General features: G+C 31.8%; 13 protein-coding genes and 4 tRNA genes. 14 read left to right on the top strand and 3 right to left on the bottom strand.

Annotation, left to right across the window (positions count from 1 at the left end; genetic code table 11):
- Nucleotides 1-103 precede the first annotated feature (103 nt).
- The 10 genes from trxA (at nucleotide 104) to IM532_RS08885 (ending at nucleotide 4,358) form a co-directional block, all read left to right on the top strand.
- Entirely contained in the window at nucleotides 104-421 is a 318-nt protein-coding gene (gene trxA, locus IM532_RS08930; protein WP_194183105.1) for a thioredoxin, read from the top strand.
- A 121-nt stretch (nucleotides 422-542) separates the two neighbouring features.
- A tRNA-Asp gene (locus tag IM532_RS08925) sits at nucleotides 543-619 on the top strand.
- A 48-nt stretch (nucleotides 620-667) separates the two neighbouring features.
- Nucleotides 668-744, top strand: a tRNA-Asp gene (locus IM532_RS08920).
- Nucleotides 745-793: 49 nt separating this feature from the next.
- Nucleotides 794-867, top strand: a tRNA-Asp gene (locus IM532_RS08915).
- 60 nt (nucleotides 868-927) lie between these two features.
- Nucleotides 928-1,004: transfer RNA gene (locus IM532_RS08910), tRNA-Asp, on the top strand.
- Between the two features lie 100 nt (nucleotides 1,005-1,104).
- On the top strand, nucleotides 1,105-1,506 hold the full coding sequence (locus IM532_RS08905) for an NUDIX hydrolase (RefSeq protein WP_194183104.1): 402 nt from the start codon (nucleotides 1,105-1,107) through the stop codon (nucleotides 1,504-1,506).
- A gap of 141 nt (nucleotides 1,507-1,647) precedes the next feature.
- The gene (locus IM532_RS08900) at nucleotides 1,648-2,484 is read left to right on the top strand and encodes a TraB/GumN family protein (RefSeq protein WP_194183103.1); all 837 of its coding nucleotides are present in this window, start codon (nucleotides 1,648-1,650) and stop codon (nucleotides 2,482-2,484) included.
- Nucleotides 2,485-2,566: 82 nt separating this feature from the next.
- On the top strand, nucleotides 2,567-2,998 hold the full coding sequence (locus tag IM532_RS08895) for an RNA polymerase sigma factor (protein WP_394368348.1): 432 nt from the start codon (nucleotides 2,567-2,569) through the stop codon (nucleotides 2,996-2,998).
- The gene (locus IM532_RS08890) at nucleotides 2,988-3,578 is read left to right on the top strand and encodes a hypothetical protein (RefSeq protein ID WP_194183101.1); all 591 of its coding nucleotides are present in this window, start codon (nucleotides 2,988-2,990) and stop codon (nucleotides 3,576-3,578) included. Before IM532_RS08895 ends, IM532_RS08890 begins: the two co-directional genes overlap by 11 nt.
- A 159-nt stretch (nucleotides 3,579-3,737) precedes the next feature.
- A complete protein-coding gene (locus IM532_RS08885; protein ID WP_194183100.1) occupies nucleotides 3,738-4,358 on the top strand; it encodes a hypothetical protein in 621 nt (206 codons plus the stop codon).
- A gap of 369 nt (nucleotides 4,359-4,727) precedes the next feature.
- On the opposite strand, the gene ahcY is transcribed toward IM532_RS08885, so the two are convergent.
- On the bottom strand, nucleotides 4,728-6,041 hold the full coding sequence (gene ahcY, locus IM532_RS08880) for an adenosylhomocysteinase (RefSeq protein ID WP_194183099.1): 1,314 nt from the start codon (nucleotides 6,039-6,041) through the stop codon (nucleotides 4,728-4,730).
- Nucleotides 6,042-6,115: 74 nt separating this feature from the next.
- On the opposite strand from ahcY, the gene IM532_RS08875 reads away from it, so the two are divergent.
- From IM532_RS08875 to IM532_RS08860, 4 genes are all read left to right on the top strand, one after another.
- A complete protein-coding gene (locus IM532_RS08875) occupies nucleotides 6,116-6,745 on the top strand; it encodes a 4'-phosphopantetheinyl transferase family protein (protein ID WP_194183098.1) in 630 nt (209 codons plus the stop codon).
- A complete protein-coding gene (gene pnuC, locus IM532_RS08870) occupies nucleotides 6,738-7,424 on the top strand; it encodes a nicotinamide riboside transporter PnuC (protein ID WP_194183097.1) in 687 nt (228 codons plus the stop codon). Before IM532_RS08875 ends, pnuC begins: the two co-directional genes overlap by 8 nt.
- Before the next feature lie 19 nt (nucleotides 7,425-7,443).
- Nucleotides 7,444-8,139: a Bax inhibitor-1/YccA family protein gene (locus tag IM532_RS08865; RefSeq protein WP_194183096.1), complete on the top strand. Its 696-nt coding sequence runs from the start codon at nucleotides 7,444-7,446 to the stop codon at nucleotides 8,137-8,139.
- A gap of 63 nt (nucleotides 8,140-8,202) precedes the next feature.
- Nucleotides 8,203-8,919 (top strand): LOG family protein, encoded by a 717-nt coding sequence (locus IM532_RS08860; RefSeq protein ID WP_194183095.1) that lies wholly within the window; start codon nucleotides 8,203-8,205, stop codon nucleotides 8,917-8,919.
- A gap of 303 nt (nucleotides 8,920-9,222) precedes the next feature.
- On the opposite strand, the gene IM532_RS08855 is transcribed toward IM532_RS08860, so the two are convergent.
- Nucleotides 9,223-10,299 (bottom strand): SusE domain-containing protein, encoded by a 1,077-nt coding sequence (locus IM532_RS08855; protein WP_194183094.1) that lies wholly within the window; start codon nucleotides 10,297-10,299, stop codon nucleotides 9,223-9,225.
- Nucleotide 10,300: 1 nt separating this feature from the next.
- Complete coding sequence (locus IM532_RS08850) at nucleotides 10,301-11,920, bottom strand: RagB/SusD family nutrient uptake outer membrane protein (protein WP_194183093.1); 1,620 nt, start codon at nucleotides 11,918-11,920, stop codon at nucleotides 10,301-10,303.
- Nucleotides 11,921-11,926: the final 6 nt, after the last annotated feature.

The following is an 11,926-nucleotide window of genomic DNA, read 5'->3' as shown; positions in this document are numbered from 1 at the left end:
TTAAACCTATCAAGATATTGATAGAAAATATAACAGGAGTTTTATAGCATAGATATTTTGCTTAGCTTTGTAAGATTAAATTGAATTAATAAATATTGAAATTATGGCATTAGAGATAACAGACGCTTCATTTGCTTCAGATATTATCGAATCAGGGAAACCTGCTATGGTTGATTTTTGGGCTGTATGGTGTGGACCATGTCGTATGGTTGGACCAATAGTTGAAGAAATTGCTTCAGAATACCAAGGTAAAGCTATTGTTGGAAAAGTTGATGTAGATACTAATCAAGAAGTAGCTGCTGAATATGGAATCCGTAATATTCCGACAATTTTGTTCTTTAAAGATGGTCAAGTTGTAGATAAAGTTGTAGGAGTTGTTCCAAAAGAACAATTAATTGAAAAATTAAATGCAATTTTATAAGTTCTTAAATTGCTGAAAATAAGATACTAAAATCTCGGTTGAAAAAAAACCGAGATTTTTTTTGAAATTTTCTTTGGAAAATATAAAATCACCCCTATATTTGCAACCTCAAAACAACACTGATCCGGTAGTTCAGTTGGTTAGAATACTTGCCTGTCACGCAAGTGGTCGCGGGTTCGAGTCCCGTCCGGATCGCCAACAAAAAGTTTCGTTCTTTAAAATAAATTATATTTTTATAAATAAACTGATCCGGTAGTTCAGTTGGTTAGAATACTTGCCTGTCACGCAAGTGGTCGCGGGTTCGAGTCCCGTCCGGATCGCCAACGTTAATTCGTCTTAAAAATATAATTATAATTATAATTTATAATTTCTGATCCGGTAGTTCAGTTGGTTAGAATACTTGCCTGTCACGCAAGTGGTCGCGGGTTCGAGTCCCGTCCGGATCGCATCTATTTCTTTTTCTATTTTAGATCGATATTGGAAATTATAAATTTTTATACGAAACTGATCCGGTAGTTCAGTTGGTTAGAATACTTGCCTGTCACGCAAGTGGTCGCGGGTTCGAGTCCCGTCCGGATCGCCAACATTGTTGTAAAAGCCTTGCTAATTTTTAGTAAGGCTTTTTTTATTTCTTTACTTTTGAATTCCTATTACATTATTATTTAAAATTTGAATAACGCATAATGAATCATATTTATTTAGCCAATGCTTTAGTAACAGATACAGTTGGACGAATGTTAGCTGTTCGAAAAAAGAATTCAAAGTATTTTCAGATGGTGGGAGGAAAAATTGATGGAAAGGAAGAGGCTCTAGAGACTTTAAGACGCGAATTCTTAGAAGAAATTAATATAGATATAAATTTCCACCGCGTTAAGTTTCTTGGTAAGCATGAAACGACAGCTGTTAATGAAGAAAACACACGTGTACATGCCAATGTGTTCCATGTGCAATTAAATTCATTAGAAATGCTTAAAATAGCTTCAGAAATTGAAGAAATGGCTTGGCTGACAAAAGATAATTATAAAGAATTCCAATTAGCCCACTTATTAGAAGAATTTAGTTTGCCAATTTGGTTAAACTTATAGTAATAACGATATTTTAATACTCCTTTCGGGAGTATTTTTTTTACCTAAAATTTTATATTCTGATATTTTTTCGAAAAATTTATTTATAAATAGTGTAACGAATCATTAATTCGAATACTTACTTTATAAATTATCACTGAAATGAAAAAGTTATTCTCAATCTTATTTTTATTCCTATTTGTTTTTGTCTTCAGTCAAAATTCATTGTTATGGAAAATTGAAGGGAACGGATTACAAAAACCTTCTTATTTATTTGGAACTGTACATATGATTTGTAAAAATGAGTTCCAAATGTTGGATAAATTGCAAAAAGCAATCAATTTATCGGAACAAGCTTACTTTGAAATTGATATGGGCAATCCCAACTTTATGAGCGAAATGCAAGCCAATATGATGGGAGATAAATCAATATCTTCTCAGCTATCTAAAGAAGATGCATCCTATATTAGTGAACAACTAAAAACCAAGTTTGGAACAGGAATCGAGGCATTTGATCAAATGAAGCCGATGATTGTGATGTCAATGTTAATGCAATATTCATTCCCTTGTGAGTTGACTAGTTTAGAAGGTGAAATTATTCATCAACTAAAAAATGAAGAAAAGTTGATGGGAGGTTTATCTTCTGTAAAAGAGCAGTATAATTATTTAGATCGTTTTGTAAATGTCAAAGAGATGGTACAAACCATTAAATCATTAGATAGTGAAGAATTTAAAACTGTTTTTGAATCGATAAAACATTTATACCAAAAAGAAGATATCGTAGGGCTAGATAATATAATGGTAAAATATACAGGAGCAAATCCGGAAATGTATGATATTTTGATGGTAGAACGTAATATGATTTGGACAGAGCGAATTCCTGAAATTATATCAAAGCAATCGACATTAATAGCTGTTGGATCTGGGCATTTAGCGGGTGAAAAAGGTTTAATTTCATTATTAAGAGCAAAAGGGTATCAAGTAAGTCCAGTATTTTAATTTTTAATCTTTGAAAGCGAAACAACAAGAGTTTTTAAACCTCATCGAAAAACACAAAGGAATTTTACACAAAGTCTCCAAGATGTATATGGATAATGTGGAGGATCAAAATGATTTGGTGCAAGAAATTGTGTTGCAATTATGGCATTCTTATGACCGTTTTGAAGGAAATAGTCAATTTTCCACATGGATGTATCGTGTGTCCTTAAATACAGCTTTAACCTATTTTAAAAAGGAAAAGAAAAAATCAACTCATTATACCTTTTTAGAAAATATTGATCGGGTAGATGATCATGATCCATCAGAAAAAGAAACCCAATTAGAATTATTTTATATAGCGGTACACCAATTAAATAAAGTCGAAAAAGCATTGATATTTTTATTTCTTGAAGGACAAAGTCATAAAGAAATTGGACGAAATTTGGGTATTACGGAAGTAAATGCACGAGTAAAATTAAATAGAACAAAAGATAAATTGCAAACCATCATAAAAACCTACGGCTATGAATTTTGATGAATTAAAAAAACAGTGGGATAGTCAATCTTCAGACGAAGTAAAGATTAACCCAGATTTAGACATAAAAAAAGAAGCAAATACGACAATTGATAAGGTAAGAAAAGTGATGAAAAAAGATTTCTTTTTTCAGTTAACAAATTTTCCTATGTTATTAATTTATCCCTATATATTTGGGTTGAATACGCCTATCGTATGGTGGGTATTAGCATGTATCGTTGCCATAATGATTGTACCTTTATATTATTTAATAAAATTTTATAATTCATCTTACAAATTAGAATATAACTCGTTAAGAAACATCAATTGGTTTTATTATAACTTTAAATCATCAATAACCATTTTTAGTTTATATATGTATACTTTATGCATACTTTGTATATTATTTATAGGTACAGTTTTGATAGAAAAACAAACTTATACTCATTTTGATAGTTTAATAAATTTTGGAATTTTTTACTTTATAGTATTAATTATTTATATTGGATTTTGCATTTGGATGTTGAAATGGTGGATAAAAAAATTATATCGAAAACCATTGAAAGAATTAAAAGAAATCTTAAATCAATTAGAAGAATAAATAGAAGCGAATCGAAAGGTTCGCTTTTTTTAATTAGTTAACAGAAATGATAACATATATATCACTTTGGATAGTTGATTTTTTTTTAAGGATAAATTAAGAACAAACTCTTGTAACCTTTTCAATAATTATTAGTCTATAAAATATAATCAATTTCATATGAAGATATATACATTATTTATTTTAACTTTTTTTACGTTTATAGCGCATGCGCAACAATTGGATCAGGACACCATCAATCTAAATGAGACGGTTTTGTTTGATAAGACAAAGTTTAAGTTGAAACGCGTTGGTCCAGATACCAAGTCAAAGACTGTTTTAGTTGGTTTAAAAGCAGATCTGAACATGAAAAAAGATTCGTTACCTAAGATTGTCAAAGGATTTTCGGTATACATCAATGCACCAAAAAAATCTTATACTGTAGAACAATTGAATTTTAATTTTGGAAATTTACTTACTGAAGATGTGAAATTAAAAATTGATTTGCGTAAACAATTAGATAGTGAATCGTTACTAGAAAAACCACTTTTTTTAACGATAAATCAAGATCAACAGGACGAAGAACATGTTTTTCATTATAACTTAAAGGAGCAAAATATTAAGGGTAATGATGCATTTTACATTTATGTAGAATTGCTGGAGGAATCGCAAAAACCTGTTTTTTTTAATGCTGCTATGTTTTCCAAATGCTATTACCAACCAGAGAATGATAAACAATGGCACAAAACACCACTTGGAATAGCTCCATCAATCAATGCTGATTTACTCATAAAAAAGTAAATCAGTATCTTAAATTCGTTCTCAGTACAACTTTTAACGTGCATGGTTAATAATTTCCCAGCAAAATCATCTCTTTGATGTGAGCTGCTAACTTTCCCTCCTATGGGTTATCGCAATTTTTGGATATATTTTTCCAGAATGTTTCAGCTGGTTTTTCAGATTGCGCACGGACAAATGAAGTGCTAAGTAATGCTATGATTAATAAGTTTTGAATTTAAACATGATACGAATAAAATAAAAGTATGTAAGTTTTAAATGTAATTTTTAAAATTGAATGGTAGTCAAAAAAAATGCCCTCGCTTGTTCAGGGCGAGGGCTATAGTTAAGTGTATGATTTTTTTACTTCAAATAAAATCTAATTAAAAATTATTAATATCTATAATATTCTGGTTTGAAAGGTCCATCCACTGTTACACCGATGTATTCAGCTTGTTCAGTAGATAAAGTTTCTAATTCAACTCCTAATTTAGCTAAGTGTAATTGAGCAACTTTCTCGTCTAATTTCTTAGGTAAAGTATAAACTTCATTACCATAAGCTTCAGAGTTAGTCCACAATTCGATTTGAGCTAAAGTTTGGTTAGAGAAAGAGTTTGACATCACGAATGATGGGTGACCTGTTGCACAACCTAAGTTTACTAAACGACCTTCCGCTAAAATGATGATATCATTCCCATTGATATTGTACATATCAACTTGTGGTTTGATTTCAGTTTTAGTAGAACCGTAGTTCGTATTTAACCAAGCCATATCAATTTCATTATCGAAATGTCCAATGTTACATACAATTACTTTGTCTTTCATTTTCTCGAAATGCTCTGCACGTACAATTCCAAAGTTACCAGTTGTCGTAATAATGATATCAGCGTTTGCAACCACTGTATCTAATTTCTTCACTTCGTAACCTTCCATTGAAGCTTGTAAAGCACAAATCGGGTCAATTTCAGTCACAGTAACGATAGCTCCAGCTCCGCGGAAAGATGCCGCAGTTCCTTTACCAACATCACCAAAACCACAAACTACTACACGTTTACCAGCAATCATTAAGTCGGTAGCACGTTTAATAGCATCTACAGCAGACTCACGACATCCGTACTTATTGTCAAATTTTGACTTCGTAACAGAATCGTTTACATTAATAGCTGGCATAGGTAATGTTCCCTTCTCCATTCTTTCGTAAAGACGGTGCACACCTGTAGTTGTCTCTTCTGATAATCCTTTGATCTCAGCAACTAATTCTGGGTAACGATCAATAACCATATTCGTTAAATCTCCACCATCATCCAAAATCATGTTTAATGGTTTGCGATCTTCACCGAAGAATAAAGTTTGCTCGATACACCAATCGAATTCCTCCTCGTTCATCCCTTTCCAAGCATACACAGGAATACCAGCAGCAGCAATTGCAGCAGCGGCATGATCTTGTGTAGAGAAGATATTACATGAAGACCATGTAACGTCTGCTCCTAAAGCTACCAACGTCTCGATTAGCACCGCAGTTTGAATTGTCATGTGTAGACAACCCGCTATGCGAGCACCTTTCAATGGTTGAGATGCTTGATACTCTTCACGGATAGCCATTAACCCAGGCATCTCAGCCTCTGCTAATGTAATTTCCTTTCTTCCCCACTCAGCTAAAGAAATATCTTTAACTTTGTATGGAATGTATTGCGTATTTGTATCCATCAAAATGATATATTTAACTATTATTTTCTATAAATAAAGTAGACAAAGTTACAAACTAAATTACGATTATAAAAATGCCAATCATCGATTATATCAATAAGTCAAACCATGTTAAAATCATTACTTGGGAAGTGACTGAAACTAATGAGGAATTGCTCGATTTGCTTCAATTAAATGATTATAGAATTGAGAAATATAAAAATTTAAGGCCTAAACAAGCTCGGGAATACCTTGGCTTACGCGCATGCCTTAAAGAGTTGGGCGTAGATTATGATGTGAATTATGATGAGAAAGGAAAGCCTTATCTTCCTACTGATGCACAAATTTCTATTACACATTCGTACGGAAAAGTGTCAGTAGGAGTGAGCGATTTTGCGATAGGAATTGATATAGAACTTTCTCGTCCTCATAAGATTAGTAATATTAAAAATAAATTTGTTCGGTTAGATGAGCAGGAATGGTTACCTAAAATAGATGAGAATGAATATTTACATATTATTTGGGGAATAAAAGAAGGATTGTATAAATTGAATGGAGGAAATCTTTGGAATTTCTTGCATCACTATCGTGTTGAACAATTTGACCTTGTCGAAAACCAATCTATTATTTGCTGGATTTCTGATCATGATAAAAGTCAAAGATATATTGCACATTATAAGATGATAGAGGATCATTATTTAATTTGGGTTTTAGATTATGAATAATCTCATAGAATTTTTAATTGCACCTTATAGAGATTATTCTCCTCTGCAAATTGGTTTAGAAATTACCGCTTCTTTTTTTGGAATATTATCTGTTATTTTTTCTAAAAATAGGAATATATGGGTTTATCCAACAGGAATTATCTCAACATTTTTGTATATCTATTTATTCTTTTCTTGGGGATTATATGGAGAAACGTTAATTAATTTATACTACACCTCAATGTCTTTCTATGGTTGGATATTATGGAATAAAAAAACGGAAGATGATAATATACATGTAGAAGTTGAGTGGGCACTTGCTAAAGATTATCTAAAATCTATTTGGCTTTTTGTTACAACTTTTTTATTCATATTGCTTCTTTATCATTTCAGACCTATTATCGATGGAATTATACCTTATAGATCGTTTGCCACTTTAACATGGAATTACACTTTTATAGATTTTGTAGATGCAACTCTTACAGGGGTTTTTCTTATAGGAATGTGGCTAATGGCACGCCGAAAAATTGACAATTGGATTTTTTGGATTGTTGGTGATATAGTTATGATTCCTTTATTACTTTATAAAGGGTACGGAATATCTTCTTTGCAATATTTTATCTTTACAATTATAGCCTATCAAGGACTATTACAATGGAAGAAAAGTGTTATAAGAAACGAAAAATCATTATCTTCGTAATAATTCATTTAATAAAATTATGATGTATCAAGAGTATAAACAAGTAGTGGCAGAAGCTACATCTGCAGAAAAAGCAGCTTTTTATAGACACACTTATGGGCATGTAGCAGGTGGAGTTTTAGTATTTATAATTTTAGAAACGCTATTCTTACAAGTTCCATTTATTGTAAATACGTTATTAAGTTTTACCCAAGGATATCTTTGGTTAGTACTAATCGGAGGATTTATGGGAATTTCTTGGTTAGCACAAAAAATGGCGATGGATGAGGTCTCAAAATCGAAACAATATTTAGGCTATTTTTTATATATTGTAGGTCAAGCTTTATTATTTGTTCCTATGCTATATATTGCTATAAATTATACAGGAACAGTAGTACTAAAGCAAGCAGCAGCAGTTACAGTTGCATTATTTGTTGCATTATCAGCAATTGCATTTATGTCTAAAGTAGATTTTTCTTTTTTAAGAGGAATAATGACAATAGGATTTATCTTAGCTTTAGGTGCAATAATAGCAGGAATGATGTTCGGATTTACTTTAGGATTATGGTTCTCAGTAGCAATGTGTGCATTAGCAGCTGGATCTATTTTATATGAGACGCAACAAATACAATATCAATATGCAACTACACAATATGTGCCTGCAGCATTAGGATTATTTTCATCTTTAATGTTATTATTTTGGTATGTATTACGTATCTTTATGAGTAGAGATTAAAAATTATTATTTTATAAACTCAAAAAACCGTAGCTTTTGTTACGGTTTTTTTAATGATTGAAAATGACAGATAAAGAAAGAGAAGACGACAGAATACAATCACCATTCCGACCAAAGGATTGGAATGAGATAAGAATTAATGATTCTTGGGCATTATTCAGAATCATGAATGAATTTGTAACAGGATATGAAACAATGTCTAAAATTGGTCCATGCGTTTCCATTTTTGGATCAGCCAGAACTAAGCCAGATAATCCTTATTATAAATTAACAGAAGATATTGCTTTTCAATTATCAAAAATTGGTTTTGGGGTAATTACTGGTGGTGGACCTGCTATTATGGAAGCGGCAAATAAAGGTGCTCAGAAAGGTGGAGGTAGTTCTGTAGGTTTAGGAATTAGATTACCATTCGAAACTAAATTAAATGATTATATTGACAGACAATATGAGATAAACTTTGATTATTTCTTTGCTCGTAAAGTAATGTTTGTAAAATATTCTCAAGGTTTTATTGTGATGCCAGGAGGTTTTGGAACATTAGATGAATTGTTTGAAGCATTAACTTTAGTACAAACTAAGAAAACAGGTCGTTTTCCTATTGTTTTAGTAGGTAAAAAATATTGGTCTGGTCTATTTGATTGGATAAAGAATACAATGTTTGCCGAGGGGTATATTAGTGAAGAAGATTTCGAATTATATCGTTTGGTAGATACAGCTGAAGAGGCTGTAGGCCATATACAGGCTTTTTATGAAAAACATAATATTAAACTAAACTTTTAGTACTACATAAAAAAAACTCCGATCAATAGATTGGAGTTTTTTTGACATTAGTTTATAAAAGTTTTAGTGCTAATATGGAGAAATCTCTTAGGAAGTAATCTCTCTATCGTAAAAATAGTAAAATAATTGATAAAAGCTCTTTATTTTTAAAGATTATTACCTAAATATTTATATTGGTCTTGTTAATTAATAATTTATACGTTTAATTATTAAATATTTTATATTTCAGTATCAATAAAAAGGCTCATACAATCTTGTATGAGCCTTTTTTTATTTATAAAACTAAGAGATATAAATTCTTATTTATTGTACTGGCGTTAAAGTATAAGTAAGATTTTTTAAATCCATTATCACATCATATGTCCCAGCTTTTACAGGAATGTTGCTCCCAGTTTTTTCTATTAGAGTTCCTGGAGTAGCTCCTTGGCCATAATCAATTTCCCATTTATCATTTTGACGGAATTTAATTTCTCCATCTTTTAAAACAGCACCATTGAAGTACCATATTTCTTTTGTTCCATCAAAAGATAATACCTGAGCATCAGGACCATCCCAACCATTCGGAGTAGCGTCACCCACTATTCCCCATTGAAAAAGAACAGCTGTAAAAGTTAAATTATTTAAATCAATTGTGATTTTATAATTTCCAGCTTTTGGAGCAACAATGTTACTTCCTCCAGCAGCTAACGTTCCTGAAAAACCATTATCTGTCGTTGCAGTAACAGTACCTCCAAAATCTTCAACCCATTCATTATTTTTTCTGATTTTGAATTCCATTTTACCATCACTATCTGGAGATAAGTTTGCGTAAGCTTCTAGTACTCCTGGAGTAGTTGTTTTCCAAAACTGAACATCAGGACCATTCCAACCATTTACCGTTGCGCCACCTACTAATCCCCAAGGTGTAGATAAATCAGTAGAAAAAGGAGTTAACGTAATTGATTTAGTTTCTGAAAATAATTTTTCAGCTTTATGTGTTCCTAGATAAGATACAATTCTATAGTTAATAGTAGTTTCTACATTCGGAACTAAGCCTAAAGATTCCACAACAAATGAATTTAAATCTTTCCCACTCACTGCATAAGCTAAATCTTGTGTTGATCCTAAAATTTTAGCATTGTCAAAAGATCCGTTTTCTGCTATGACTTCAATATCATATTTAGGAGGTGTTGTAACACCGTAATCTGCAGCCGACCATTCAAAATTAAATGCAGTTTCTACTTGTGTCTCTTCAGATAATTCTGCTGTAGATGCAGTTGTAGTTATTTTAGGAGTGCTATAATTCTGAGGGTCTAATTGTATAATGTCATCATCAGAACAGCTATTTAAAGCTATAGCTCCTATACCGACTAATGATAAATATTTGATTAATTTTTTCATCTTAGTAACCAGGGTTTTGAGTTAAATTAGGATTAATTACGATGATATTTGTAGGGATAGGGAAGATGTTTTTAGTATCCGAAACTGATGTTCCATTTGGAGCATCTCCTTTGTAAGGCCATAAATATGTACCAGTTGTAAATTTATTGAATCGAATTAAATCAGTTCTTCTAGTTCCTTCCCAGTATAATTCTCTTGCACGTTCATCCAGAATAAAATCTAAATCCAATTGTGCAGTAGTAATATTTCCTGAGTTGTTACCATATCCACGCTCTCTTAAGGCATTAATATAATTAACGGCAGTTCCGCGGTCTCCACCAGCACCTCCACGAATTACAGCTTCAGCGTAGTTTAAATACATCTCTGCTAAGCGAATTACAGGAATATCTGTATCTACAAATTCTCCTGTTGCGTCATTACCATTTGTTCCGTTGGATTTTTTGTTAGAAAATTTCGTTACTGCATATCCTTCTCCAAACTGGCTGATATTCGAAATTTCATATGATTGTCCATCTGTAAAGAACATGGCACGTTTATCTTTCCATGCAATAGGATTACCATCATTGTTGTTCTGAGAAGATTCAAATTTGCTTACCAAAGATTTAGTCGTACGAGGACCTCCCCATCCACCATTTACTCCAGAATCAGCTGGTTTCATAGATCCACCAATTGATGATTTTACGATAAAAGTTGAACCACCATAAGTTTTAGAGTTATTTCCGTCAAAATTTAAAGCGAAAATAAATTCATTTTGGGCACCGTTAGAATCGTTATCTGCTAAGAATAATTCGTCGTAAGCACTTCCATTTTCATTAACATCATTTGTATGAATTGAGTAATGAGATTGGATAGCTAAGTTAGAATATGTGATAGCTTCTGTATATTTTGGTTGATTAATCCAAGTTTCAGCATTTAGATATAAACGAGATAATAATGCATAAGATGCTACTTTATCAACTCTTCCATATTCTATTTTCGTATCTGATAAAGAATTCTGGATATCTAATAATTCACTTTCAACAAATGCAAAAATCTCTTGACGGTTGCTTTGCTTAGGCGTTTCTGATGAAATCTCTGTAACTAATGGAACATTAGCATACATATCCATTAAGTTGTAATATGCATAAGCACGTATAAAACGAGCTTCTGCGATATAAGTTTTTAATTCAGGATTTGAATCAACTAACTTTTGTGCATTTTGTATGTAAGAGTTTGAAAAAGTTACAGTTTGTGCTAAGCGATAGTACATAGCTTGTACAAAACTGTTGCTTGCTCCCCAAGACATTGCATGTAGATTTGGCATTCCTGGATCACCCCAACCTATAACAGATTCATCTGTTGTAATAACGTTAAGATTAAATAATAAACGTGTATACTGAGATGCTCCTTCATCAATACCTTCAATATCTGGCATGTCAGATGGGCCTTTCTGACCCGTTAAAGCTAATGAAGCATATACTTTAGCTAAAGCTAATTTTGCTTGTTCTGCATTAGAAAATACATCAAACTCTGTATATACATCTGGATCGTTTGGCATTAAATCTAAATCGTCATGACAAGAAGAAATAGAAAATGCTACTGCCGCTGCTAAAATATATTTAGTAATTTTATTTTTTTTCATGATTCT

Source organism: Faecalibacter rhinopitheci (assembly GCF_015234135.1).
Taxonomy (GTDB): domain Bacteria; phylum Bacteroidota; class Bacteroidia; order Flavobacteriales; family Weeksellaceae; genus Empedobacter; species Empedobacter rhinopitheci.
This window is presented reverse-complemented; position numbering and strand designations above follow the sequence as displayed.